Genomic DNA, 25270 nt, shown 5'->3' with positions numbered 1-25270 from the left:
CATGACCGCACGGCTCGTCGACATCGCAGCGCAGGCGGGGGTGAGCGAAGCCACCGTCAGCCGTGTGCTCAACGGCAAGCCCGGCGTCGCCGCGGCCACCCGCGAATCCGTCCTCGCCGCCCTGGACATGCTCGGCTTCGAACGTCCCACGCGGCTGCGGCAGCGCAGCAGCGCGGGCCTGATCGGCCTGATCACGCCCGAGCTGGACAACCCGATCTTCCCCGCGCTCGCCCAGGTCATCGCCCAGGCCCTGACCCGCCAGGGCTACACACCGGTCCTGGCCACCCAGACGCCCGGCGGCTCCACCGAGGACGAGCTGACCGAGATGCTGGTGGACCGCGGCGTCTCCGGGATCATCTTCGTCTCGGGGCTGCACGCCGACACCACCGCCGACATGGAGCGCTACGAAGTGCTGCGCGGCAAGGGCGTGCCCTTCGTCCTGGTCAACGGCTTCTCCCCCAAGGTGCAGGCCCCCTTCGTCTCCACCGACGACCGGGCCGCGGCGCGCCTCGCCGTCACGCATCTGGCCTCGCTCGGCCACACCCGCATCGGGCTAGCGGTAGGCCCCAAGCGCTTCGTGCCCGTGCTGCGCAAGATCGAGGGCTTCCAGATCGGCATGCGCGAACGCCTGGGGATGTCGCCCGCGGACTCCGAGGAGCTCATCGAGCACTCCCTCTACACCCTGGAGGGCGGCCAGGCCGCGGCGGGCACACTGATCGGCCGGGGCTGCACGGCGATCGTGTGCGCCAGCGACATGATGGCGCTCGGCGCCGTCCGGGCCGCCCGCGAGAGGGACTTGCAGGTCCCGCGCGACATCTCGGTGGTCGGCTACGACGACTCGCCGCTCATCGCCTTCACCGATCCCCCGCTGACCACCATCCGCCAGCCGGTCCAGGCGATGGGCCAGGCCTCGGTCCGCACCCTCCTGGAGGAGATCGGCGGAACCCCCGCCCCGCACAGCGAGTTCCTCTTCATGCCGGAACTGGTGGTCCGCGACTCGACCGCCTCCGGCCGCCCGGAGCAGCGCTCGGCCTAGCCGGGACCCGAGGAGTATCCGTGCCCACTGCCGAGACCGAGATCGACGTCCTGGTGCTCGGCGGCGCCGGTGTGGACTCGATCGTGTACGTCCCCGAGCTTCCGCTCCCCTACGCCGACAGCTACATGGTGCCCGCGATCGACATGCGGGCCGGTCAGACCGGCGACTTCGTGGCGATGGGGGTGCAGGCCCTGGGGCTTCGCACCCATCACGTCGACCTGATCGGCGACGACCACGAGGGCGACCTGGTCCGCGCGCTGCACCGCGAGCGGGGCATCCCGTTCACCGAAGTGCCCCAGCGCGGCGGCACCAAGCGCGCGGTGAACCTCGTCGGCCCCGACGGGCGGCGCCTGTCGCTGTACGACAACAGCCGCTCCCTGGAAGCCGACCGGCTGCCCCCGGCGTTGATCGAATCCCTCGCCGCGGTCAGCCGGCACGCCCATGTGTCCCTGACCTACCCGTGCGCCTACGCCCTGCCCGTGCTCCGCGCGAAGGGCGTGACCATCTCGACCGACCTGCACGACTGGGACGGCGTGGAGACCTACCACGAGGCCTTCGCGTACGAGGCCGACCTCGTCTTCCTCTCCGCCACCGCCCTGAAGGACCCGGAGAAGACCATGCGGCAGATCGCCGCGCGGGGCCGGGCCGGGGCGGTCGTCGCGACGGCCGGAGCCGAAGGGGCCCACCTCCTCGCCGGGGGCGAGCTGACCCACGTGCCGACCGTCACGCCCCCCGCACCGGTGGTGGACTCCAACGGCGCCGGGGACGCCTTCGCGTCGGGCTACCTCTTCGGCTGGCTGGCCGGCGAGTCCCCTCGTACGTGCACCCGCTACGGCGCGATCGCCGGTACGTACGCCTGCACCGTCCCGTCCACCCGCACCGACGTCATCAGCAGGGACCAACTCCTCGCCATGGCCGCCGACACACAACGAGGATGACCGGGTTCGGCACGGCCCGACACATCAGCAGGGCCCGACACGAAGGAGGAGACATGGCATCGCACACCGACGTACAGCCCAGCCGTGTGCTGTACGGGTGCATGGGACTCGGCGGCGCCTGGGACACCTCTCCCCACACCGCCGAGGACATCGCCGCCGCCGAGGCGGCCGTGGAAGCGGCCCTCGACGCGGGCATCACGGTGTTCGACCACGCCGACATCTACCGCCACGGCAAGGCGGAGGCGGTCTTCGGCGAAGTCCTCGCCAGAACACCCGGGCTGCGCGAGCGCATCATCCTTCAGACCAAGTGCGGCATCCGCCTCGCCGAAGGCGAGCGGCCCGGTCTGTACGACCTGCGGGGGCCGAGCATCGTCCGGCGCGTCGAGGAGAGCCTCACGCGGCTGCGGACCGACGTGATCGACGTACTGCTCCTGCACCGGCCCGATCCGCTGACCGGGCCCGAGGAGATCGCCAAGGCCCTGGCCTCGCTGCACGGGCAGGGCCTGGTGCGGCGGTTCGGCGTGTCGAACATGAGCGGCGCGCAGATCGCACACCTCCGGGCGCACCTCGACGTACCGCTGGTCGCCAACCAGCTGGAGATGAGCCTGGAGCGCCGCGACTGGGTCGAGTCCGGCGTCCTGGTGAACACTCCGGCCGCGGCCGACAGCGGCTTCCCGCACGGAACACTGGAGTACTGCACGGCCCACGGCATCCAGGTGCAGGCCTGGGGTTCCCTCGCCCAGGGCCGCTTCACCGACGGCGGCGACTCCCCGGCCGCACGGCTCGTCACCGACCTCGCCGCCCGCAAGCAGACGACACCGGAGACGATCCTGCTGTGGTGGCTGCAACGCCACCCGGCCCGCATCGCCCCGGTCATCGGCACCAGCCGCCCCGAACGCATCCTCGCCTGCCGGGACGCCGTGCACCGCGAACCCGAACTGACCCACGAGGAGTGGTACGACCTGTGGATCACGGCGCGCGGGGCGCCACTGCCCTAGGCGTCCCTACAGCCGCCGGACGATCTGCGCCGCCACCCTCTCCACCGGCGTACGGCTGTAGGTCCTTCAGCCGGGCGTAGTAATGGGCGCTCCACGCTTGTCGATGTCCAAGACGAAGGCGAGGAGTTCGAGCGAGTACTCGTGCGGTTCGACGGCCAGTTCCTCGCGCATGCCGCGTGCGGAGCGTGTGCGCAGCCGGTACAGGCCGTTCTGTAACGGCTGCTGGAACAGCACCGCGAACAGCATCCCCAGTACGGCGCCGACGACTCCGTTGGCCACATCTATCCCGCCCATGTCAGGCAGCCTAGAGGGATGTTGATCACGCCGGGGGCCGATCCCGCCCGTTCCCGGAGCCATAATCGACGCCGTGACCAAAGCGGCCGTCGAAGTGCAGCCCCTCGTACGCCAGAAGGCCCTGAGTCTGGGTGCCGCCGGGGAGCGGTGGCTCGCGGGGCTGCCCGGTCTCGTCGGGGATCTGGAGCGGCGGTGGTCCATTGTTGTCGGGCGGCCGTTGCCCGGCGGGTCCTCCTCGTACGTGGCCCGGGCGCGGACCGGTGACGGCAGGGACGCGGTGCTCAAACTCTCCCTGCCCGCACCGGACTTCGCGGGCCAGGTGCAGACCCTGCGCCTCGCGGAAGGGCGCGGATACGCGCGACTGCTCGCCCACGACCTCCAGCGCCACGCCATGCTCCAGGAGGCCCTCGGGCCGTCCCTCGACCGGCTCGGCCTCACACCGCGGCAGCAGATCGAGACGCTGTGCGCCATGCTGCGCAGTGCCTGGCGCGTGCCCCGCGCTCCGGGGATGGCCGTCGATCCGGCCCGGGAGAAGGCCCGCGCCCTGGGCGAGATGGTCGGGCGGCTGTGGCAGAGCCTCGGCCGGCCCTGCTCGGAGCGGGTCGTGAGCCGGGCGCTGGCGTACGCCGAGCGCCGCGCCGCCGCGTTCGATCCCGGCCGTTGCGTCGTGGTGCACGGCGACCCCCACCCCGGCAACGCGCTGCGGGTCACCGCACCGCGGGCCGGGGCAGGGGCGGGCTTCGTCTTCGTGGATCCCGACGGCTTCCTCGCCGATCCCGCGTATGACGCGGGTGTCGTACTGCGCGACTGGTGCACGGAGTTGCGGGGCCTGGACGCGGCGGCGGGCCGTCGGCTCATCCACTCGTACTGCGCGCTGCTCGCGGAGCTGACCGGGCTGGATCAGCGGGCGATCTGGGAGTGGGGCTTCCTGGAGCGGGTGTCCACCGGGCTGTATGTGCTCGACTTCGGCGCGGAGGAACTGGGCCGGCCGTTCCTGGACACCGCGGAGTTGCTGGCCTGAGGGGGTGGAGGACCCGCTCTAGTCGCAGTACATGTCCTGGTCCGGCCGCTCCCCTGTCGCCAGGTAGTGGGAGACGGTCCGGTCGCCGCACGCGTTGCCGTTGGCGAGGTAGGCGTCGTGGCCGGTCGAGTTCACCGTCACCATGACGGCTCGCCCGCCCAGGGCCGCGCGGAGCCCCCGGGCTCCGGCGAGCGGGGTGGCCGGGTCGCGCTCGTTCTGGACGAGGAGGACGTTGGACGGGCCGTCGTCGGTGATCCGCACGGGGGCCTCCTTCGGCCGGAACGGCCAGGCCGCGCACAGCATCGCGTTCCTCGGCATGCCCGCGGTCAGCGGGTACTTGGCGCGGCTCTCGGCGACCGCCTTCTCGTACGCGTCCGCCGACCCGGGCCACTCGATGTCGTTGCAGAGAACCGCGGAGCCCACCGCGACGGCGTTCTGCAGCGCCGGCTCCGGCGGTGCCTGCGGCGCGGGCGGGACCGTGCCCTTCTGCGCGGCCAGGATCAGCTTCGCCAGGCCGGGGAAGCCGTCGGGGTCGTAGAGCGTGTTCAGGAGGGTCTGGCGCAGGACGTTGCCGTTGAGCTCCTCCGGGTTGGCGCCGGGCCACGGGACCGGCTCGCGGTCGAGCTCAGCGGCCAGCTTCAGGAACAGCGGGCGCACCTCGGCGGCCGTCTCGGCCAGGCGATCCGGATTGCCGGGCGCCGAGGCCCACTCGGCGAACTCCGGGAAGGTGTCCTCGACACCCTGCTCGTGCCCGGCGATCCAGGCGCGCGAGACCCGCGAGGGGTCGGGGTCGTCGTTGCTGTCCAGGACGATGCGGTCGGTGCGGTGCGGGAAGAGTTGGCTGTAGACGGCTCCGACGTACGTTCCGTAGGAGACACCCCACGCGGAGACCTTCCGCTCGCCGAGCGCCGCCCGGATGCGGTCGAGGTCGCGGGCCTGGTTGGCGGTGGTGATGTGGCGGAGCAGGTCGCCGCCGTTGCGTGCGCAGGCGTCCGACGTCCGCCGCGCGGTGGTCATGTTCCCGGTGATGGAGCCGTCGGCGGCGGGCCAGGGGCGCAGTGCGGACGTGGCGAGGTCGCCGTGTTCCAAGCCGCAGCTGACCGGCGACGAGCGGCCGAGGCCGCGGGGGTCGAACCCGATCAGATCATAGGTGTCACGGACGGCCTGCGGCAGCTTCTGGCCCTTGCCCGAGGGGTTGTTGATGCCGGAGCCGCCGGGCCCGCCGGGAATCAGGAGCAGTGCGCCGCGGCGTGCCGCGGGGTTCTCACCGGGAATGCGTGAGACGGCGATGCCGATCTGCTTGCCGCGGGGATGGGCGTAGTCCATCGGGACCTCGACGGTCGCGCACTCCTGGCGGGGGTCGACTCCGCTGCCCTCGCACGGTTTCCAGTCGAGCGGTCGGGCGGTGGACGCAGCCCCGGGGGCGGCGGAAGCCGAGGCCGTGGCGGCCACCGGGGCGGTGAGGGTGAGGACGGCGGCGGAGGCGGCGAGCAGGGCTGCGTTTCGCTTGATCTTCGTCATGGGGAAGAGCTTCGCCGATCTCCTCCGGCGGCCACATCCGGCCAACTGGCCTTTGGCAGAGGGGGTTTGCCCCCCTCTTCCCCCTAGGGGTCATAGAGTCGGATGTGGCGGGCGCCACACAATTAAAGGTGTGTGAGTTAGGTAAGCCTAAGCTAAGTTAGCGAGTGATCGCCTCTCCTGGAGGCGCCTCAGTCAAGGAGATTGACGCAGCATGACCTCACTCACCTGCCGCATCCGCCGTACCGCCGCAGTCGCCGTGGCCCTCGCCGCGGGCAGTGCGCTGGCCCTGACCGGTACCGCGTCCGCGCAGCCCGGCCAGAGCACCGGCAAAGGCTCCGGTTCGACCGTCGAGTCCGCGCCGCTCGTGAAGGGGCTCTACCAGTCCGCGTACTCCGAGCGGAACAACGTGCTGTGGGCCACCTCCGCGGTGGGCCGGCCCCCGGTCACCACGTCCAGCCTCGTGAAGGTCGACCCGCGCACGCTCAAGGTGAAGGCCAGCTATACGCCTCCGGTCACCAACGCCGAGACCGGCGCCGTCGAGGCCGTCTACGGAGTCGCCGTCGACGACGAGCACAACACCGTCTGGACGACGAACACCCGCGACAACTCCGTCGCCGTCTACGACCAGCGCACCGGCAAGCACCTCACCTCGCTGCCCGGCGTGAACCATGCCCGCGAGATCGTCGTGGACGCCAAGCACAACACGGCGTGGGCGAGCAGCTTCGGCGACGGCACCGTCGTCGGCTTCGACACCCGCACCCTCAAGGAGAAGAAGCGCGTCACGGTCGAGGGATCGAGCCCGGCCGGCCTCGCCGTGAACGCCCGGACCGGCGCCGTCTACGCCGCCGACCTGAACGGCGACCGGATCATCGAGATCACCCGCAAAAGCGAGAGCCCCCGCCTGATTCCCACCGGTGACGGCCCCATCTCCGTCGCGCTCTCCAAGGACGGCCGCACCGCCTACACCGCCGACCAGGCGGCAGGCGGCCTCTCGGTCGTCGACCTCAAAAAGGGTGCGGTCACCAAGTCCGTGCCGACCGGCGCGGGCGCCCTGTCCGTCGCCGCAGACCGGCGTTCGGGCAGCGTCCTGGTCGCCAACCGCACCCCCGGCACCGTCACGGTCGTCGACCCCGCCAAGGGCGCCGTCGTCGAGACCCTGGCCACCGGCGCCAACCCCAACCACGTCCAGGTGACGGGCGGCACGGCGTTCGTGGTCGACAAGTCCGGCACCGGACCCGAGGGCCAGGACCAGGCGCACCGCATCCGCATCGGCCGCTGACGCACTGAAGAACTGACGCCCTGAAGAACTGACGCGCTGACGCACCGACGCCTTAACGCCTCCCCGCGTACCGCCCGCCGCGCATCCGTGGCGGGCGGTACTTTGTCGCGGGCCGCAGCCGCCCCCGTACGAGATGGCTCTGCGCCGCGACCGTCGCGATCACGCCCGCGCCGAGCAGCGGCCAGGCGAAGGCGCCCGCAGTGATGACGGCGGTGACCAGGAGCGGCCCTCCGCTGCGCTGGGCGGACGAGGACAGGCCGTGCACGCCGAGGTAGGCGCCCTGGGCGTCGTCGGGGGCGAGCGCGATGGAGAGCTCCCAGGAGGCGATGGCGTGCAGGATCTCCGCGAAGGTGAATCCGATCGCCGCCACCACGAGGGCACCGACGGCGAGCCACGTGCCGCCGGCCACCGAGACGGTCATGGCGGCGCAGCCGACGACGAAGCACGCGGCGAGCGGTACGAGGAGCCTGCGGGCGCCGTCCGGCGTGGCTCCGAAGCGGGACAGCGGGACCTGGCAGCAGACGACGAGCACGCAGTTGAGGACCATAAGGAGCGGCGCGAGGCCGTGCGGGGCATCGGTGGCGTGGACGATCCACAGGGGGAGGCCGACCTGGAGCACCGCGTCGTCCAGGAAGAGCGCCGCCTCGGTGGCGGTGAACAGCAGGTAGGGCCGGTCGCGCCACGGATTGGAGGGCTGCGTCGGGAGGGCGGGAGTCTTCGAATCGGCGATCACCCGCGAGGGGGACGGTGGTTCCGCGCAGCGCAGGGTGAGGAGCGAGGCGACGAGGAAGCTGACCACGTTGCCGATGAGCAGGGCCTGGTAGGCGTGGGCGGTGCCGACGGCGAGCGCGAGCGCACCGGCGAGGCCGCCGATGGCCCAGCCCGCGTTGGAGACGGAGCGCTGCACGGCCTGGTACCTGGTGCGGTCCGGGCCCGCGATGCGGGCGGCGTACAGCTTGGTGAGGACGTTGGCACCGCGGTCGGCGAGGCTGTTGACGGCCGAGTACAGCAGGAGCAGGGAGAAGTTGTCCGTCGTCAGCAGGGCCAACAGGGCGATGGCCTGCTGGAGTTGGGAGCCGATGATGACGCGCGTGACGGGGAAGCGGTCGGCGAGGTGGCCCGCGAGCGGCGCACCCGCGATGCCGACGGCTCCCGAGACCCCCATGAGGATGCCGACCTCGGCGACGGAGAGCCCGGTGACCAGGGTGAAGTAGAGGGCGGCCGCCCCCATCCAGAGTCCCGTGCCCACCTTGTTGATCAGGGCGATCCAGAGCATGCGCCGGCCGTCGAGGCCCCCTGGTATCCGTGCGTACAGTGCGGCCCGCCTGCGACTGAGGCTCACCACTCCCCCTTGCTCCGTGATGCGTCTTCCCGGTATCCCGCTTGACTCTCGAATTTGTACTGATACATACTTGATTACGTGGCAGCACAATATGCGATCAGTGGGACGACCGCCAAGGGCATTACCGCCTCGGTCGAACAGGGCGTGGCCGAGGGCGACTTGGGACCGGGCGACGCGCTGCCTCCGGTGCGCCGCCTCGCCGATGAGCTCGGCGTCAGCGCGGGCACGGTCGCGACGGCCTACAAAGAACTCCGGCAGCGCGGGATCGTCGTGACGCGCGGCCGCGGCGGGACGGTGGTGGCCAGCGCCCCTGCGGTCGGGGCACGCCGCCCCGCGAAGGTGCCGCCGGGAGTGCGCGACCTGGCGGGCGGACACCCGGACCCGGCGCTCCTTCCGGTGCTGCTGCCGCCCGAGCGCGTTGACCCCGTCGGCGGTTCGCACCGCGGCTCACCGCGCCGCGCGGCACTTCAGGAGCTGGCGCGGCAGTGGTTCGCGCGGGACGGGGTGCCGGACGACCGGGTGACCTTCTCGCACGGCGCCCTCGACTGCATGGCACGGCTGCTGTCCACGGAGCTGAAGCCCGGCGACACGGTGGCCGTCGAGGACCCGGGATTCCATCATCTCCTCGATCTGGTACCGGCGTTGGGTCTGCGCATGGTGCCGGTGACGGTGGACGAGGAGGGCATCAGGCCGGAGGCGCTGCGCGGCGCGCTGCGGGCCGGGGCCAGGGCCGTGGTGTGCAGCCCGCGGGCGCAGAACCCGGTGGGCGGCAGCTTCTCGAAGGCCCGGCGCGATGCGTTGCTCGACGTCCTCGGCGGCTTCCCGGAGGTGCTTGTCATCGAGGACGACCACAACGCGGACATCGCGGGGACGCCCTCGTACTCACTGGCGGCCGGCGGACTCGAACGCTGGGCCCAGGTGCGGACCGTGTCCAAGCATCTGGGCATCGACCTGCGATGGGCGGCTCTGGCGTGCGACGCCACCACGCTGGCCCGGCACGAGGGGCGGATGCTGCTCACTTCGGGGTGGGTCAGTCACGTACTGCAGGAGACGCTGGAGCGCACGATGACCGATCCCGCGGCGCGAGCCCTGGTGGGACGGGCCGAGCGGGTCTACACCGAGCGGCGCGAGGCGTTGACCGGGGAGCTCGTGCGGCTCGGGATCGCGGCACACGGCGCGAGCGGGATGAACGTGTGGGTGCCGGTGCGGGACGAGTCCGCGGTGGTCAACGGGCTGCGCTCGCGCGGGTGGTGGGTGGCTGCGGGGTCCCGCTTCCGTATCGCCGCGCCCACGGCGGTGCGGGTCACCACGGCCACGCTCGAGGTGCCGGACGCGGCGGGGTTCGCGGCGGACTTCGCCGCGGTGCTCGGTGAGTCCGAGGCTACGTATGGGGGTTGAGTCCGATGCCAGGTACGGGTGTTGAGTCCGCGCTCGGGGCCTCGTAGGGCGGGACAATGGAGGCAGCTGTCTCCCTCCCCCCGTCCCGCACCGAAGTGAACTCCCCCGATTTGCAGCGAGGTTCATGATGATCAGCTGGCGTCGGCTCACCGAAGCGGACTTCCCCCTGCTCCGGCGGTGGCTGGAGCAGCCGCACGTCGCCCGCTGGTGGAACCACGAGACATCACCCGAGGCGGTGGCCCGCGACTTCGGCCGGGCGGCCCGCGGCGAGGAGCCGTCGGAGGACCTGCTCATGCTGCTTGACGGCGAACCGTTCGGCCTCGTCCAGCGCTCCCGCTTCGCCGACTACCCCGAGTACGGGGACGAGTTGGCCGACCAGGCGGAGATCCCGCGGGGCGCGGTGACCATCGACTACCTGATCGGGGATCCCCTCCGGGTGGGCCGGGGGCTCGGTACCCGCATGATCCGGGCGATCGTCCGGGCCACGTGGGCCGACTATCCCGAGGCCACCGCGATCCTGGTCCCCGTGCACGTGGGCAATCCGGCCTCCTGGCGCGCCCTGGAGAAGGCGGGGCTGCGGCGGGTCGCCGAGGTGTCGCTCGAACCCGACAATCCCCTCGACGACCGCGCCCACTACCTCCTCCGGATCGACCGCCCGGAGGCGGACTGAGGTCAGGCCTCAGCGGCCGGCCGGAACTCCGTGACGGGTCAGGCCTCAGCGGCCCGCCGGGATCCCGTGCTGGGTCAGGCCTCCGCGATCCGGTCCAGACGCCCGCGCTGCTCGTCGCTCAGCCGCAGGCCCGCCGCGGCGACGTTCTCCGCCAGGTGGTCGAGCGAGGCGGTGCCCGGGATCGGCAGCACGACCGGGGAGCGGTCCAGCAGCCAGGCAAGGGCGATCTGCGCTGCGGTGGCGTCGAGCTCGGCCGCCACGGCCGCGATCTCGGCGGTCGCCGTGGAAGCCGCGGGGTGGACCGGACGCCAGGGCAGGAAGGCGATCCCCGCGGCGTCGCAGGCGTCGAGCACGGCCTCGTGCTCGCGGTCGAGCAGGCTGTAGCGGTTCTGCACGCTCGCCACGTCGACGATCTGCCGCGCCTGCGCGAGTTCGTCGACGGTGACCTCGGACAGGCCGATGTGTCCGATCTTCCCGTCGAGCTGGAACTCCCGCAACGTGCCGAGCTGGTCGGCGAGCGGCACCTTCGGGTCGAGCCGGTGCATCTGCAGCAGCCCGATCCGCTCGACGCGCAGCCGCCTCAGCGCCTGCTCGACCTGCTCGCGCAGAAACTCCGGGCGTCCGTTGACCGACGCCTCTTCGCCGGGGGCCGGCTGCTCGATCGCCACCTTCGTCGCGATGAGCAGGTCGTCCGGGTACGGATACAACGCCTCCACGAGGAGTTCCTCGTTGGCGCCCCAGCCGTACATGAACGCCGTGTCGATCAGTGTGATGCCCAGTTCGACGGCTCGCCGGGCCACCGCGACGGAGGCCTCCCTGGGCGCTCCGGCCTCGGTCGGAAGGCGCATCGCCCCGAACCCGATGCGGCGCACCTCGAATTCACCGCCGATACGGAAGGTGCCCGACGTGTTTGGTGTGCTCGATGTCATGTGTTGCGTCCACCCCTCGGTCGACGCGTCACGTTACCGGCGAAGCCGGGGCCTGACACGGAATCGAATTGCGCACCTCCGTGCATTGACGACTCCGCCTGCCCGGTTCAGGGTGTTGACCCCGAAAAGACCGCACGGAACACCTCGAGAAGGGATCCCTTCATGCGAAGACGCGCCTTTGTCCGCGGACTGGCCGTCACCGGGGCCGGGTTGGCCCTGCCCGTACCGTTAGCCAGCGCCGCCACCGCAACCTCAGCCACCACCACCGCCCGGCCCGGGTCAGCCGCCGCCGCGGGTTGGCAGCAAGTCGCGGCACCGGACGGCCTGGCAGCTGCTCACCTGGTCGCGGTCGCCGCCGCGGGCCCCGAACGCGCCTGGGCCGTGGGGGAACAAGGGCGCAGCGGAAGCACCGTCGGCACTCCCCTCGCGCTCAGCTGGAACGGCTCCGCCTGGTCCCTGACCGACGTCTCCCATCTGGCGTACAGCGGCGGCCTGCGTGCGGTCGCCGCCGGTCCGGGCGGCGCGGCCTGGGCCATCGGCACGAACACCGCAGGCCACGACCAGCTGCTCCGGTGGAACGGCACGACCTGGAGTGAGGCCGACTTCCCCGGCCGGGGCGAGCCGGGCACACGGCTGACCGGTGTCGCGTCCGCCCCCGGCGGCCGGTTCTGGGTGTCGGGGCGCCGCGGTGACCGCGCCGGGCTGATGCACGGCAACGACAAGGCGTGGCGCTGGTGCCGGCCGCTGCCCGACGAGGCCGCGCCGACACCGTCCGGCGTACGGGTGACCCCCGGCGGCGAGGTGTGGGTCTACGGCGACATCATCGCCCGCTGGGACGGCGCCTGGACGGTGATCCCCCGCACCCTCGGCATCCGCGCTTCGGTGACCGGACTGCTCCCGGTCGCGCACGACGACATCTGGCTCACCGGATTCGCGTACGGCGTCGGCGGGCCGCCCGGCAAACCCCCCGGTGTCACGCTGCAGCACTGGGACGGCGCCGAGTGGGCCCACGTCCAACCCCCCTTCACCGTAGGGTCGTTGAACGGCATCACGGCCGACGCCACGGGCCGGCCCGACCGGATCGCCGGCTGGGACTTCTGGGACCAGAAACGCGCCCACTATCTGCGCTGGGACGGCGCGGCCTGGGTCAGTGAACGCGGTCCGGAGACACCGTCGACGTATCTGCCCGAGGCCATCGCCCCGATCCCCGGCACGGACGGCGGCTACTGGTCGGTGGGCACGACGTCGTTCTCGCCCTACCCGCCCGCGCAGCTCCGTGTGGAACGCTTCGGCTGACCCATCGGCCGTGCCCTGACACCTGCGGCCTGACACCTACGACACTTACGCGCGCGGTGTGATCCCGAAGCTGAACGCGGACGTTCCGGGGTCCACCGCCGTGACCCCGCCGTCGACGGTCAGCGTCGCGCCGTTGACGAAGGACGCGGCGGGCGAGAGCAGCCAGGCGATCGCCTCCGCGACCTCCCCGGGCTCGCCCGGCCGGCCCGCGGGGACGAGCCGCGTCGCTTCCTCGTACGCCGCGTCGGCGCCGCCGTCCCCGAGGCCGGCCTCCTCGGCGAACCGGGTCATCCGCCGGTCGGCCATCTCGGTCCGCACCCAGCTGGGGCACACGGTGTTGGCGCGAAGCCCCGCCTTGCCGTAGTCGACGGCGAGGGAGCGGCACAGCTGGAGGAGCGCCGCCTTGGACGTGGCGTACGCGGCGTTCGCCACGCCGTTGCGCAGTGCGGCGACCGAGGCGACCGCGACCACCGAGCCGCGCGCCTCGAGGAGATGGGGAAGCGCGGCCCGCAGCAGCAGGAAGGGGCCCGTGAGGTTGGTGCGCAGCACCGCGTCCCAGTCCTCGTCCGAGAGGTCGCCGACTGCTCCGCTGCGCCCGATCCCGGCGTTGAGCACGAGCCCGTCGATGCGGCCGTAGGCCTCGGTGGCCGCCTCGACGAGCCCGGCGACCTCTGCGGGGTCTCCCGTGTCGGCGGGATGGGCAAGGGCCCCGGTCTCCTCGGCGACGCGGCGCAGCGGCTCGGGTCGCCGCCCCGACACGACGACGCGGTGCCCGGCCGCGCGCAACTGGCGGGCCGTGGCGGCGCCGATGCCCGTTCCGCCGCCCGTGACGACGACAACTCGGCTCTCTGTCATGCCTGTTCAGCCTCCGAACGCGGTCGTGAGCACATGGCCGCGATCATACGTAGCCACCCGCGAACCGCTCACGACCGCATCCGGAGGTCCGGCGAAAGGCCCCTCGGGGGCCTGCGCCGGGTTCTACTCGTCGATCGCCGCGCCGAACGCCGCGCCCTTGCCCGGCGCGCCCAGCGACTCCGCGCCGTACGTCCAGGACCCCGAAGCGGTGATGCCGCTCGCTCCCGCCGAGAGGACCCACACGACGCCGTCACCGGCGTTCTCGCCGGGCGCCGCGGCCAGGAGACCGAAGCGGCCGTCGCGGTTGGGGTCCGTCAGGCGCACCTGGCCGCCCCACTTGTCGCCCTTCTCGGGGACGCCGGGGATGTCCGCGGAGTCCTGGTCCCAGGACTTGGCGCCGACCCCGGTCAGACCGGCGTGCGAGCCGCGCAGCACCCAGACCGCTCCGGCGTCGGCGACCGTGCCGATGTCCTCGCCCGGTGCGCCGATCGCGACGTCCGCGTAGCCGTCGCCGTTCGTGTCCGCCACGGACAGATCGGCGCCCCAGCCGTCACCGCGCTCGGCGACACCGGGCACGTCCACGCTGTCCTGCGTCCACCACTTGGCTTCGTCCTTGAGGCCGTCCGCGCCGCCGTAGCGGACGCCCACCAGGCCGCCGGTCAGTGTTTCGCCGCCGTCGTCCGGGGAGTTGGGCTCGCCGGTCACCAGGTCGTCGTAGCCGTCGTGGTCGATGTCGCCGGACGCGGCCACGGGCCCGCCGCGCAGGTCGTGCTCGTACTTGAGTCCGTCGGCGTTGCCCGAGAAGTACGCGGACCAGCCGTGCCCCGGCTCGTCGCCCACGGTCACGCCGGACACGACGAGGTCGGCGTAGCCGTTGTCGTCGTAGTCGCCGGTGGTGAGCGACTTCGGTGTGATGTCGCGCTCCTCGGCCGCCGCGGAAAGCCGCTCGGTGGCCTGTCGGCGCAGCGGCGCCTGCCCGTCGGCCTGCGGTGCGGCGTCGTAGGCGAAGAGTTCCAGGTCGTCCCGGTCGAGTACGGCGAGGATGTCGCCCGGCGTCTCGCCGGTGAGGTGCGCGGCGGCGAGATTCAGGCCGAACTGCTCGCCCTTGGTGGGCTCCTGGGTCTCCAGCCAGTCGCTGTTGGCGCCGCTGAGGCCCTGCTTGGAGCCCCACAGGATCGCGACACCACCGGCGTCGGCGGTGTCGCCGATGTCCTCGCCGGGGATGCCGACGATCGCGTCGTCGAATCCGTCGGCGTCCAGGTCGCCGGTGGCGACGGCCTTGCCGAAGCCGTCGCCCGCCTCGGCGGCGCCCGCGACACCGGCCGTCGACTGGCTGAACCGGGCGACGGAGGTGGTGTTCATGCCTCTGGACGAGCCGTACTGCGCCGTGACGAGACCGGCGCCCTTCTGACCGCTGACCGTCGCCCCCGGGGCTCCGACCAGCACGTCCTCGTATCCGTCGCCGTTGAAGTCACTGTTGCGGTCATCGGCGTGCGTACCCCCGGGGGTGCCGGCGACAGCGGACGGGGCGGCGGCGATGCCCGCCCCGGTCAGAAGGAGGAATGAGGCCGCGGCGAGGGCGGCCGAACGGTTCTTGCGCACGAGCGGCTCCTGTAAAGGAAAGTGGCCGGGCAAGCGCGAGGGTGTCCGGAAAGGGCCCGTTCCTTGTCCGGCGCCCTGTTCGACACCGGATGGGTCACAAGGGTTGTACGCGCCCTTCGTTTCTCTGGTTTTCGATCCTCTGCCTGTCGGTGACTGGCGGGCTCTCCCGCACGCCGGCCCGGCAACTCAGGTGCTCTGCGCGGGCAGTTGATATGGCCCCCGGCGCCCGGCGATTAGCGCATTCGGGTGGCTCGGCGGTCCCGGTGCAACCGGCGGAGGGCCCGCCCGCCTCCTGACCGACACAGGCATTGCCCGCACGTCGTGAGGAAGCCGCCATGACCGCACCTGCCACCATCTCGCCGGCCGTCGACTGGGACGCGGAGGCGGACGTCATGCTTCCGCCGCCCGACCCGACACAGCGCCTCGACATGGCGCCCCCGGCTCTCCTCACGCCCCGCGACCGCCACCGTCTGAGCCTGTACGCCACGCTCACCACGGCCGGTATTCCGCCCCACCCCGACGACGCCCGGGCCATCGACGCGCTGAGCACGCTCGACGACACGGTCGCCCTCGCGATCTGCCGCTGGCTCAGCACCCATGCCCACCCCGCGATGCCGCTCACGTGACGCGACGCGGACGCGCGCCGCGCTTCTCCGCACGGCGACGGCATCCGGTCAGCCCCGGTGGAACAGGTCCTGCGGGTCGACACGTTCCCAGCGCGAGCGTGAGCGCGGGGCGGGCGGGCGCGGCACCTCCCGGTCCTGCTCGAGCCACTCGCGCACCAGCGCGTCGTAAATGGGGGATTGCGAAGGAGCGCCCCCGCCACCGGCCCGTGTCTCGGCACGGGGCGGCCGCGGTGAAGGAACCCCGCTCCCCGCATCGCTCATGCCCAGTACAACGATCCTCTCTGATCTCGGCAACGCCGCTTTACGGCATGAAGCCCGTGGCATGCGCATGCCACGGGCTTTATGGCCCAGCAAATGCAGGCTACTGACTCGGTGGATCGCCTGCGGGCAATCTGCGAATTCGTACCCAAACGAGAGAATCCGGGCGGCAGTCCTGGTATCACCCCCGCCCGGAGATGCCTCGCTCAGGCGCCGACGTACGCCGAAAGATGCTCGCCGGTGAGAGTGGAGCGGTCCGCCACGAGGTCTGCGGGAGTGCCCTCGAAGACGATCTTTCCGCCGTCGTGACCCGCGCCGGGACCGAGGTCGATGATCCAGTCCGCGTGCGCCATGACCGCCTGGTGGTGCTCGATGACGATGACCGACTTGCCGGAGTCCACGAGCCGGTCGAGCAGGCCGAGCAGCTGCTCGACGTCGGCCAGGTGCAGGCCGGTGGTCGGCTCGTCCAGGACGTAGACACCGCCCTTGTCTCCCATGTGGGTGGCCAGCTTGAGCCGTTGGCGCTCGCCGCCGGACAGCGTGGTCAGGGGCTGGCCGAGGCTGATGTAGCCGAGCCCGACGTCGGAGAGCCGGTCGAGGATCTTGTGCGCGGCCGGCGTGTGCGCCTCGCCCACGCCGAAGAACTCCGCGGCCTCGGCCACCGACATCGCGAGGACCTCGCTGATGTCGCGGCCCCCGAAGGTGTATTCGAGGACCGAGGGCTGGAACCGCTTCCCCTCGCAGTCCTCGCAGGTGCTCTCGACCCCGGCCATCATCCCCAGGTCGCTGTAGATGACACCGGCGCCGTTGCACTCGGGGCATGCACCCTCGGAATTCGCGCTGAACAGCGCCGGCTTCACGTCGTTGGCCTTGGCGAACGCCTTGCGGATCGGGTCGAGCAGTCCGGTGTACGTCGCCGGGTTGCTGCGCCGCGAGCCCTTGATCGGCGCCTGGTCGACCGCGATGACGCCCTCGGACGCGGGGACGGAGCCGTGGATCAGCGAGCTCTTGCCGGAGCCCGCGACGCCGGTGACGACGCAGAGCACTCCCAGCGGGACGTCGACGTCGACACCCCGCAGGTTGTGGCGGGTGGCCCCGCGGATCTCCAGCGTGCCGGTGGACTCGCGCACCTTCTCCTTGAGCGCGGCCCGGTCGTCGAGGTGGCGCCCCGTGACGGTGTCGCTGCCCCGCAGTCCTTCGACGGTGCCCTCGAAGCAGACGGCGCCGCCCGCCGTACCGGCGCCGGGGCCCAGGTCGACGACGTGATCGGCGATCGCGATGGCCTCGGGCTTGTGCTCGACGACCAGGACGGTGTTGCCCTTGTCGCGCAGCCGCAGCAGGAGGTTGTTCATGCGCTCGATGTCGTGGGGGTGCAGCCCGATGGTGGGCTCGTCGAAGACGTACGTGACATCGGTGAGGGAGGAGCCGAGGTGGCGGATCATCTTGACGCGCTGCGCCTCGCCGCCCGACAGCGTGCCCGCGGGGCGGTCGAGCGAGAGGTAGCCGAGGCCGATCTCCACGAACGAGTCGAGGGTCTGCTGAAGCGCGGTCAGGAGCGGCGCCACCGACGGCTCCTCGATGCCGCGGACCCACTCGGCGAGGTCGCGGATCTCCATCGCGCAGGCGTCGGCGATGCTGATCCGCTTGATCTTCGAGGTCCTGGCGCCTTCGCTGAGGCGGGTGCCCTCGCACTCGGGGCAGGTGGTGAAGGTGACCGCACGCTCCACGAAGGCCCGGATGTGCGGCTGCATCGCCTCCTTGTCCTTGGACAGGAACGACTTCTGGATCTTGGGGATCAGCCCCTCATAGGTGAGGTTGACGCCGTTGACCTTGACCTTGACCGGCTCTCCGTAGAGGAAGCTCTGCAGTTCCTTCTTGGTGTAGCGGCGGATCGGCTTGTCGGGGTCGACGAAACCGGACTGGGCGTAGACCTGCACGGTCCACTGGCTGTCGGACTTCCAGCCAGGGATGGTGAACGCGCCCTCGGCGAGCGACTTGGAGTCGTCGTAGAGCTGGGTGAGGTCGATGTCGGAGACCGAGCCGCGGCCCTCGCAGCGATTACACATGCCGCCGGTGCGGTTGAAGGTCGCCTTCTGTGCCTTGGTCTTGTTGCCGCGCTCGACGGTGATCGCGCCGCTCGCCCTGACCGACGCGGTGTTGAAGGAGTACGCGCTGGGCGGGCCGATGTGCGGCTTGCCGAGCCGGCTGAAGAGGATGCGCAGCATCGCGTTGGCGTCGGTGGCGGTGCCGACCGTGGAGCGCGGGTCGGCTCCCATCCGCTGCTGGTCGACGATGATCGCGGTCGTCAGACCGTCGAGTACGTCGACCTCGGGGCGCGCCAGCGTCGGCATGAAGCCCTGCACGAAGGCGCTGTACGTTTCGTTGATCATCCGCTGGGACTCCGCGGCGATCGTGCTGAACACCAGCGAGCTCTTGCCCGACCCGGAGACACCGGTGAACACCGTCAGACGGCGCTTGGGAATCTCGATGCTGACGTCCTTGAGGTTGTTCACGCGCGCGCCGTGCACGCGGATCAAGTCGTGGCTGTCGGCGGCGTGGAGCACAGGCGACTGCGTGGTCTTCCTCTTGGCCGTACTCATGGTCTCTCCATCTGTCGGGCGGAGCCGTCTGCGCGGTCTCCGTCGTTGTCGCCTGGCCCGATGTGATCAGCATCGAGCGGTACGTCAGGTTTTACTTCGTTCGGCGCGCATACGGCAACGCTTCGCCGATATCCGTGGCCGCGGGCCGCTGGAGTGGCCGCGGCCGGCGGCTCAGCGCAGTTCCTGGATGCGGAGCAGGTTGCCCGCGGGGTCGCGGACGGCGCAGTCGCGCACGCCGTACGGCTGCTCGGTCGGCTGCTGGACGATCTCGGCGTCCTTGGCCCGGAGGCGTTCGAAGGTGCCGTCGAGGTCGGCGGTGGCCAGCAGGATCCCGGCGTAGGTGCCCTTGGCCATCATCTCGGTGATGGTGCGGCGCTCGGCGTCGGTGATGCCGGGGTCCACGGCGGGCGGCTGCAGGACGAGGGAGAAGCCGGGCCGGTCGGCGGGGCCGACCGTGATCCAGCGCATCCCGTCGTATCCGACGTCGGCGCGGACCTCGAAGCCGAGGGTGTCGCGGTAGAAGGCCAGGGAGGCGTCGGGGTCGCTGTGCGGCAGGAAGCTCGCGTAAAGGGTGACGTCCATGGCCATCACGCTAGAACCGGCCCCGGGGCTTGCGCTTCTCGATTCCTGACCGGTCCCGCCTCGGCACCGGCGGCACGATGAGCGGACGCTCGGCTTAGGCTCGGCGCATGACGGAGCCGCCTCTCTGTGAGGCCGACATAGCCGAGGCCGAGCGGGAACTCGGCGTGTCCTTCCCCAAGGGGTACCGGACCTATCTGCGCACGGTGAGCGCAGGCGGGGCGCTGGCCCGGCTGCGGCGGACCGAACGCGGGTGGTGGTGGGAAGGGAACGACGAGGAGCGGCGCGCGCTGCTGACCGTGCCGTTTCCGCATCCCGATTCGTACGTCGAGGCCGACGACGCGCTGGCGGACCGCGAACCGCGGCGGGAGGCGTTCGCCGATGAGGCCGCCTACCGTGCCGCGTGGCAGGTCTGGGACGACGAGGCGGGTCGGTTCGAGGACTGGAAGACGGCCGGCGCTGTCGTCGTCCAGGACCAGGGCTGCGGCTTCTACACCCTGCTGGTGCTCACCGGCCCGCTGGCCGACACGGTGTGGTGGGACGGACGGGCGACCTGCGAACTGATCGTCCCGCTCTCCGGCACGGAAGCCCCCGTGGAACGCCTCGGGGGCGGCACCGCATGGTGCCGCCCCCGATTGCCACGCCCGTCCTCAGGACTGGGGGCGGCTGCCGTGGTTCGCGCCGTTCTTGCGGCGGGCCTTCTTCTTGCGACGTCGCTTCGAGGACATGGATACCTCCGTTGTTCCGGTGTTGCTTCCCGGGCACTGACCCAGGCGATCATGCCGCGCTTACCCAGAACAAACCCTCGCCATGACGTGTCCTACGTCACCATGAGCGCCGCCCGTGGCATCCCGCGCCCCGGGAGCCGGGCTCAGGCAGGTAGCGCGTCGACGGTGGGGACGACGATGCCGAACAGGTCGATGATGCTGGTCAGAGCGGCGGACTGGAGCGCGGCCGCGGGCAGGACGGTGCCGTCGGGAGCAGTGAGGGCACGGGTGGCGGTGGCTTCGGCGACGACCGTCGGCCGGTAGCCCAAATTGAAGGCACCCTGCGTCGTGTAGTTGACGCACATGTGTGTCATAAAGCCCGCGACGATCAGATCCTTTCCGCTCCCGGAGGCAAAGCCCAGGTCACCCAGCGTCTTCTCCAGGTCGGTGGCGTGGAAGGCGTTGGGGAACTGCTTGACCACGACCGCCTCGCCGTCCACCGGGGCGACCTCGTCGCTGATGGCCCCGATGTGGGCGCGGATGTCGTACGGAGTGTTCTCGCCGCCGTCGTTGAGGATGTGGACGACCGGGATGCCCGCCGTACGGGCGCGCTCCAGGAGGCGGGCGCCCGCCTCGAGCGCCGGCTCGGCGCCGTCCAGGGCCATGACGCCGCTGCGGTAGGTGTTCTGGAAGTCGATCATGATCAAGGCGGATTCGCTCAGCCGGGGCGGCCGGCTGTCCAGGCCGATCACGTCTCGCAGGGTCGTGGAGGGCTGGTCCGAGGTGTGGGTGTGCGTGCTCATGGTGTGCCTTTCGTGATTCCTGATGGATGACGGCATGCGGCATGGCGAAGCCGCGGGGCTCGCCCGCATGCCGGGAGGTGTGGAAGGAGGTGAAGGGTCAGGGAGTCTGGATGCGGAAGCGGCGGCGGTAGGCCGCGGGGGTGGTGGCGAGCTGCCGGTTGAAGGCCCGGTGGAGTGTTTCGACCGAGCCGAGCCCGGCGGCACGCGCGACCTGGTCGAGCGGGCTGTCGGTGGTCTCGAGGAGGCGGCGGGCCGCCTCGACGCGGGCGGCTTCGACGTAATCGGCCGGGCTGGTGCCGGTCTCCTGCTTGAACACCCGGGCGAAATGCCGCTCGCTCAGGCACATCCGTGCCGCCAGTGCCGCCGCCGACAGGTCGTCGTCGAGATGCTCGGCGATCCACAGCCGCAGTTCGTCGATGTCGCGGCGGGCGGAGGCGGGGCGGCTGAGCGGCACCGAGAACTGGCTCTGGCCGCCCTGGCGCTTGAGGTACATCACCAGATGCCGGGCCACCGAAAGGGCCACGTCCTCGCCCTGGTCCTCGGCCACGAGCGCCAGGGCGAGATCCAGGCAGGCGCTGATCCCGGCCCCGGTCCACAACCGGCCCCGGTCGGTGCGTACGAAGATGGGGTCCGGGTCGACCGTGACGGTCGGGTGCTCGGCCGCGAGCTGGGCGGCGGTCGACCAGTGGGTGGTCGCCGTCTTCCCGTCGAGGAGTCCGGCCGCGGCAAGGACGTGCGCGCCCACGCACACCGACGCCACACGGCGGGCCTGCGGAGCCGTGGACCTCACCCACTCCACGACGTCGGTGTCGATGCGGGCGACGGGGCCCTCCTCGGTCATGTCGACCGCGCCGGGCACCAGCAGGGTGTCCACCTGGCCGCCGACCTCGTCGAAGCCCAGATCGGCCATGATCCGCACCCCCGCCGAGGTACGGACCTCACCGGCGACCGGTCCGGCGAGGCGGACCCGGTAGCCGGCGCGGCCCGCGGTCTCGCGGTTGGCCAGCGCGAAGACCTCGGCCGGTCCTGTGACGTCGAGGAGGTCGACATCGGGGAAGACCGCGATGACGACACGGTGCGGAGTGGGCATGCACCCATCCTCGGCGCCGCCGCCGATGGCCGCAATGACGATTCCCTGTCACATCCAGACACGCGCACACGGGGTCCTGTGGCCCGGCGAGCGACTCCTCTCCACCTCGCGGAGAACATTCGTCCAAGGTGACCCCGCTGCCGCGGGCGGAGCCGTTCTGCCTCATCGAGGCAACAGCGGGATGAGGGCGCCCTCTTGGCTCTGATCCATCACAACCTGATCACACATTCCATTATTCAACCGCATGTGGCTTAGCGTGTTCCGCCTAGCTCAACCTTAGGGGGACATATGCGCGTTCGCGTGACTACGGCCACGACTACGGCTGTGGCGGCCGTGCTGCTGGCCGCTCTGACCGCTTGCGGCGGCAGCGGCGACAACGGCGGCGACAAGACCGACGCGAAGTCGTCGGGCGGCTCGAAGGGCTCGGCGTCGAAAGAGGTCGACTGCGGCGACAGCGACATCAGTCAGGCCGACTGGATGAAGCACTGCTCCGACGAGGGCGCCGAAAGCGACGCGGACGGGGCCGAGAAGAAGGCCACGGGCCTGAAGTTCGGCGGGTCCTACACCTGGCCGGACGGCCTGAAGGTGTCCGTCACCGAGGCGAAGGTGTTCACGGACTACGACTCCGAGCTCCTGGAGTCCGCCAAGCCCGGCAACACCGACTTCCGCGTGAAACTGAAGCTGACGAACTCCGGCAAGTCCGCCGTCGCGCTCGATGACCTCTCCCTCATCATCGAGGGCGCGACGAACGGCGGCGAGGCCGCGCAGACCGCGTTCGAGAAGGGGGCCTCACCGCTCGAAGGGCGCCTGGCTCCCGGCGTGTCCGCGACGAAGACCAACGACAACGTGCTCGAGACGAAGTACGGCAAGAAGATCGTCGTCACGGTGCAGCGCGGCAGCGAGAACTTCGACCTGGACTTCCCGGAGTTCACCGGAGCCATCACCAAGTGACGCATCCTCACCGGTGACTTTCCGGCGCCGTCCCGGCCGGGGCGCCGGGGCTGGCCGCACAGGGCCCCGGCGGTCCGGCGGCCGGGGCCCGGCGCATACACCTCGCCCGACAGGGCACCCGGCTGTCACGCCTCGACACAGGGAGCTCTCGTGATCATTGTCGGCATAGTCGCTGTCTGCATAGTCCTGGCCGTCCTCGCCTTTTTCGTGCCCCGTCTTTCGCGGCACCCCGAGCGCGGCACCCAGCGAACCCTCGGCGCCGGTTCGCGCGCCGGCAGCAAGGCCCCCGGCATTCTGGGCCGGATCTTCAGCAAGCCCTTCCGCAGCAGCTCGAAGGCCGTGAGCCGCAGCGGCTCGGCCGGTCGGCGCACGCGCGCCCGCATGCCCTTCTGATACGGGCCGTTCCCGTACGGGCCTTTCCCGTACGGGCCTTTCCCGTTTCCGGTTCCCCAGCGAACCCTTGTGAGCCCGCCGAGGCTCCCGGACTCCGAAGCGGGGAGCCCTCCCCGCTTCATGTTAGGGTCGCCCCTTGACGCGTAAACGGGGAGTGATCCCCACTTATGTCCGGGAGCCGTCCATGCGCACGCAGCACGCCACCGTCCAACTCGCCGATCACACCGACGACTTCACCGTCGACCCTTACTCCGCCTTTGCCGCCCTGCGCTCCCGCGGGTCGGTTCATTTCGCGCGCTTCCCCACCGGCGACGAGTCGTGGCTGGTCATCGGGCACGAGGAGGTGCGCGCCGCGTTCGCCGATCCGCGGCTGCGCAACGACGTGCGGCACTCTGCCGAATTCGACGACGACGGGCTGTACGCCGTGGGCAGCAACATGCTCCAGGTCGACCCGCCCGATCACACCCGCCTGCGGACGCTGGTGGCCCGCGAGTTCACCGCCCGCCGCGTCCAGGCGCTGCGGCCCCGCATCCAGGAGGCGGCCGACACGCTCCTGGACGCCGTGGCCGCCGACGGCCGTGCCGACCTCGTGGCCTCGTACGCCTATCCGTTGCCGCTGACCATCATCTGCGAGCTGCTCGGCGTGCCGGAAGCGGACCGGGCCGCGTTCCGGACGTGGTCCACGCAGGTCGTGTCCCTCGATGACCCGGAGCAGTCCGCCCGCGCCTCGCAGGAGATGGCCGTCTACCTCGCGGGCCTCGCGGAGGAGAAGCGGCAGCTGCCGGACGCGGCGGAGAGCGACCTGCTGCACGCCCTGGTCCGCGCCCATGACGGGGACGGCGACCGGCTCGCACCGGAGGAACTGATCGGCATGGCCTTCCTGTTGCTGGTCGCGGGGCACGAGACCACCGTCAACCTCATCGCCAGCGCCGTACACCTGCTGCTCCGCCATCCCGAGCAGCTTGCCGCCCTCCGCGCCGCCCCCGGGCTGGTGCAGGGCGCCGTGGAGGAGACGCTGCGCTTCGAGTCGCCCGCGCCCGCGGGTACGTACCGCTACGCCGCCGAACCGGTCGAACTCGGCGGTGTGCGGATACCGGCGGGCGCGCGCGTCGTGCTCTCCATCGCCGCCGCGAACCGCGACCCCGCCCGCTTCCCCGACCCCGAACGGTTCGACATCCGCCGCGATCCAGCCGTGACCCGCGCCCATCTCGCCTTCGGGCACGGGCTGCACCACTGCCTGGGCGCCCCGCTGGCCCGCCTGGAGGCGACCCTGGCCCTGGGCATCCTGCTGGACCGCTTCCCCCGCCTGGACTTCGAGGGAGACGGCACACCACAGTGGCGCACCAGTCTCATGCGGAGCCTGCGCGAGCTGCCGGTGCGGTGGTAGTCACAGGCTCGCGAGGAGGTCGTCGAGCGGGGCCGGGGTCAGGGAGGGGTCGAGAGCCTCGACGAGGAGATGGCCGTAGCGGATCTTGCGGCCCTTCTTCGTGCCGAGGAAGCGGCGCAGCTGCTGCTGCCGGGGTCTGCCGTGCTGTGCGGGCTGGCGCAGGAAGGTCTGCCAGGCCCGCAGATCGCCCTCGGCCCGTACGGCCTCCTCGACCCTGGCGGTGCCGAGCGCGCGGATGAGTTCGTCCTCCAGGTCCGACACGCACACGAAGAAGTCCCGGTGCGGTGCCCGTGCCCGCTCCAGGCCGCGGTCGTAGAAACGCTGCTCGCTCTCGTCGCAGAGTCCCGCCAGGCGCAAGCCGAGGCCGGGCGGCCCGAGGAGTTCGGCGTAGCGGGCGATGCTCATCGCGCCGCCCATCGACACGACGCACACGCCCTCGGCGGCCAGGTCCCGGCCGCGGCGTGCGGCCAGCGTCTCGACGGCCGCGAGGTCGCTGGGGCCTTCGAGAAGCACCACCGTGCGCACCCCCACCCGTTCGGCCAGCTCGCTCGCCGGTCCGCCGGGGCCGCCGGCCGCCCAGCCGGTGACCGCGTCCCGGAACGCCCGCATGTCCGCCATGCAGCGAGTCTGCACTTTCGGCGACGGCAGGGCACGGCATTATTCGACGACCCCGCTCGACACGCCTGTGCGCGGCTGC

At 71.4% G+C, this 25270-nt stretch carries 23 protein-coding genes and 1 pseudogene; 13 read left to right on the top strand and 11 right to left on the bottom strand.

Translation table 11 applies throughout. From position 1 onward, the window contains the following. Nucleotide 1: 1 nt before the first annotated feature. The 3 genes from ABZ906_RS31795 to ABZ906_RS31785 are packed head-to-tail and all read left to right on the top strand — an operon-like array spanning nucleotide 2 to nucleotide 2972. Nucleotides 2-1036 (top strand): LacI family DNA-binding transcriptional regulator, encoded by a 1035-nt coding sequence (locus tag ABZ906_RS31795; RefSeq protein ID WP_361184338.1) that lies wholly within the window; start codon nucleotides 2-4, stop codon nucleotides 1034-1036. A gap of 20 nt (nucleotides 1037-1056) precedes the next feature. After that, on the top strand, nucleotides 1057-1974 hold the full coding sequence (locus ABZ906_RS31790) for an adenosine kinase (RefSeq protein ID WP_361388672.1): 918 nt from the start codon (nucleotides 1057-1059) through the stop codon (nucleotides 1972-1974). 53 nt (nucleotides 1975-2027) lie between these two features. Next, nucleotides 2028-2972: an aldo/keto reductase gene (locus tag ABZ906_RS31785; protein ID WP_361388669.1), complete on the top strand. Its 945-nt coding sequence runs from the start codon at nucleotides 2028-2030 to the stop codon at nucleotides 2970-2972. Between the two features lie 66 nt (nucleotides 2973-3038). On the opposite strand, the gene ABZ906_RS31780 is transcribed toward ABZ906_RS31785, so the two are convergent. Next, nucleotides 3039-3266: a hypothetical protein gene (locus ABZ906_RS31780; RefSeq protein ID WP_361388666.1), complete on the bottom strand. Its 228-nt coding sequence runs from the start codon at nucleotides 3264-3266 to the stop codon at nucleotides 3039-3041. A 73-nt stretch (nucleotides 3267-3339) separates the two neighbouring features. Here ABZ906_RS31780 and ABZ906_RS31775 point away from each other — a divergent pair, with 73 nt between their 5' ends. After that, a complete protein-coding gene (locus tag ABZ906_RS31775; RefSeq protein ID WP_361388663.1) occupies nucleotides 3340-4287 on the top strand; it encodes an aminoglycoside phosphotransferase family protein in 948 nt (315 codons plus the stop codon). A gap of 18 nt (nucleotides 4288-4305) precedes the next feature. On the opposite strand, the gene ABZ906_RS31770 is transcribed toward ABZ906_RS31775, so the two are convergent. Then, complete coding sequence (locus ABZ906_RS31770; protein ID WP_361388660.1) at nucleotides 4306-5808, bottom strand: alpha/beta hydrolase; 1503 nt, start codon at nucleotides 5806-5808, stop codon at nucleotides 4306-4308. 211 nt (nucleotides 5809-6019) lie between these two features. Between ABZ906_RS31770 and ABZ906_RS31765 the strand changes: the two genes are divergently transcribed. Continuing rightward, nucleotides 6020-7087 (top strand): YncE family protein, encoded by a 1068-nt coding sequence (locus ABZ906_RS31765; protein WP_361388657.1) that lies wholly within the window; start codon nucleotides 6020-6022, stop codon nucleotides 7085-7087. A 52-nt stretch (nucleotides 7088-7139) separates the two neighbouring features. On the opposite strand, the gene ABZ906_RS31760 is transcribed toward ABZ906_RS31765, so the two are convergent. Further along, on the bottom strand, nucleotides 7140-8363 hold the full coding sequence (locus ABZ906_RS31760; protein ID WP_361388654.1) for an MFS transporter: 1224 nt from the start codon (nucleotides 8361-8363) through the stop codon (nucleotides 7140-7142). A gap of 144 nt (nucleotides 8364-8507) precedes the next feature. On the opposite strand from ABZ906_RS31760, the gene ABZ906_RS31755 reads away from it, so the two are divergent. Continuing rightward, nucleotides 8508-9827: an aminotransferase class I/II-fold pyridoxal phosphate-dependent enzyme gene (locus ABZ906_RS31755; RefSeq protein ID WP_361388651.1), complete on the top strand. Its 1320-nt coding sequence runs from the start codon at nucleotides 8508-8510 to the stop codon at nucleotides 9825-9827. Nucleotides 9828-9954: 127 nt separating this feature from the next. Next, the gene (locus ABZ906_RS31750) at nucleotides 9955-10497 is read left to right on the top strand and encodes a GNAT family N-acetyltransferase (protein WP_361388648.1); all 543 of its coding nucleotides are present in this window, start codon (nucleotides 9955-9957) and stop codon (nucleotides 10495-10497) included. Nucleotides 10498-10571: 74 nt separating this feature from the next. Here the strand turns inward: ABZ906_RS31750 and ABZ906_RS31745 are convergent, their stop codons facing one another. After that, on the bottom strand, nucleotides 10572-11426 hold the full coding sequence (locus tag ABZ906_RS31745; RefSeq protein ID WP_361388645.1) for an aldo/keto reductase: 855 nt from the start codon (nucleotides 11424-11426) through the stop codon (nucleotides 10572-10574). Nucleotides 11427-11588: 162 nt separating this feature from the next. Here ABZ906_RS31745 and ABZ906_RS31740 point away from each other — a divergent pair, with 162 nt between their 5' ends. Continuing rightward, complete coding sequence (locus ABZ906_RS31740; RefSeq protein ID WP_361388642.1) at nucleotides 11589-12722, top strand: hypothetical protein; 1134 nt, start codon at nucleotides 11589-11591, stop codon at nucleotides 12720-12722. 45 nt (nucleotides 12723-12767) lie between these two features. Here the strand turns inward: ABZ906_RS31740 and ABZ906_RS31735 are convergent, their stop codons facing one another. Continuing rightward, nucleotides 12768-13577, bottom strand: a complete 810-nt coding sequence (locus ABZ906_RS31735) for an SDR family oxidoreductase (protein ID WP_361388639.1) — start codon at nucleotides 13575-13577, stop codon at nucleotides 12768-12770. 123 nt (nucleotides 13578-13700) lie between these two features. Next, nucleotides 13701-15179 carry an esterase gene (locus tag ABZ906_RS31730; protein WP_361388636.1) on the bottom strand — a complete coding sequence of 493 codons (1479 nt, stop codon included), beginning with the start codon at nucleotides 15177-15179 and terminating at the stop codon, nucleotides 13701-13703. 335 nt (nucleotides 15180-15514) lie between these two features. Here ABZ906_RS31730 and ABZ906_RS31725 point away from each other — a divergent pair, with 335 nt between their 5' ends. Continuing rightward, a complete protein-coding gene (locus tag ABZ906_RS31725; RefSeq protein ID WP_361388633.1) occupies nucleotides 15515-15805 on the top strand; it encodes a hypothetical protein in 291 nt (96 codons plus the stop codon). Between the two features lie 464 nt (nucleotides 15806-16269). Here ABZ906_RS31725 and ABZ906_RS31720 read toward each other — a convergent pair whose 3' ends face one another. Both ABZ906_RS31720 and ABZ906_RS31715 read right to left on the bottom strand, forming a co-directional pair. Beyond that, nucleotides 16270-18663, bottom strand: a complete 2394-nt coding sequence (locus ABZ906_RS31720) for an excinuclease ABC subunit UvrA (RefSeq protein ID WP_361184374.1) — start codon at nucleotides 18661-18663, stop codon at nucleotides 16270-16272. Nucleotides 18664-18834: 171 nt separating this feature from the next. Next, entirely contained in the window at nucleotides 18835-19245 is a 411-nt protein-coding gene (locus ABZ906_RS31715; RefSeq protein ID WP_361184377.1) for a VOC family protein, read from the bottom strand. Between the two features lie 107 nt (nucleotides 19246-19352). On the opposite strand from ABZ906_RS31715, the pseudogene ABZ906_RS31710 reads away from it, so the two are divergent. Next, nucleotides 19353-19769, top strand: a pseudogene (locus ABZ906_RS31710) (SMI1/KNR4 family protein); the annotation flags it as partial. Nucleotides 19770-20113: 344 nt separating this feature from the next. Here the strand turns inward: ABZ906_RS31710 and ABZ906_RS31705 are convergent. After that, the gene (locus ABZ906_RS31705) at nucleotides 20114-20752 is read right to left on the bottom strand and encodes a cysteine hydrolase family protein (protein WP_361388630.1); all 639 of its coding nucleotides are present in this window, start codon (nucleotides 20750-20752) and stop codon (nucleotides 20114-20116) included. A 97-nt stretch (nucleotides 20753-20849) separates the two neighbouring features. Continuing rightward, nucleotides 20850-21842: a DJ-1/PfpI family protein gene (locus ABZ906_RS31700; protein WP_361388627.1), complete on the bottom strand. Its 993-nt coding sequence runs from the start codon at nucleotides 21840-21842 to the stop codon at nucleotides 20850-20852. 300 nt (nucleotides 21843-22142) lie between these two features. Here ABZ906_RS31700 and ABZ906_RS31695 point away from each other — a divergent pair, with 300 nt between their 5' ends. From ABZ906_RS31695 to ABZ906_RS31685, 3 genes are all read left to right on the top strand, one after another. Then, on the top strand, nucleotides 22143-22793 hold the full coding sequence (locus tag ABZ906_RS31695) for a hypothetical protein (protein WP_361388624.1): 651 nt from the start codon (nucleotides 22143-22145) through the stop codon (nucleotides 22791-22793). A gap of 150 nt (nucleotides 22794-22943) precedes the next feature. Continuing rightward, nucleotides 22944-23186: a DUF6411 family protein gene (locus ABZ906_RS31690; protein WP_361184389.1), complete on the top strand. Its 243-nt coding sequence runs from the start codon at nucleotides 22944-22946 to the stop codon at nucleotides 23184-23186. A 184-nt stretch (nucleotides 23187-23370) separates the two neighbouring features. Then, nucleotides 23371-24573 (top strand): cytochrome P450, encoded by a 1203-nt coding sequence (locus ABZ906_RS31685; protein WP_361388621.1) that lies wholly within the window; start codon nucleotides 23371-23373, stop codon nucleotides 24571-24573. On the opposite strand, the gene ABZ906_RS31680 is transcribed toward ABZ906_RS31685, so the two are convergent. Beyond that, nucleotides 24574-25191 carry a TOPRIM nucleotidyl transferase/hydrolase domain-containing protein gene (locus ABZ906_RS31680; protein WP_361388618.1) on the bottom strand — a complete coding sequence of 206 codons (618 nt, stop codon included), beginning with the start codon at nucleotides 25189-25191 and terminating at the stop codon, nucleotides 24574-24576. It lies immediately after the preceding gene. Nucleotides 25192-25270 lie beyond the last annotated feature (79 nt).

It is taken from the genome of Streptomyces sp. NPDC046925 (assembly GCF_040644915.1).
GTDB lineage: Bacteria > Actinomycetota > Actinomycetes > Streptomycetales > Streptomycetaceae > Streptomyces.
Note: the sequence above shows the minus strand (reverse complement) of the source record. Positions and strands in the feature narration are given on the sequence as shown.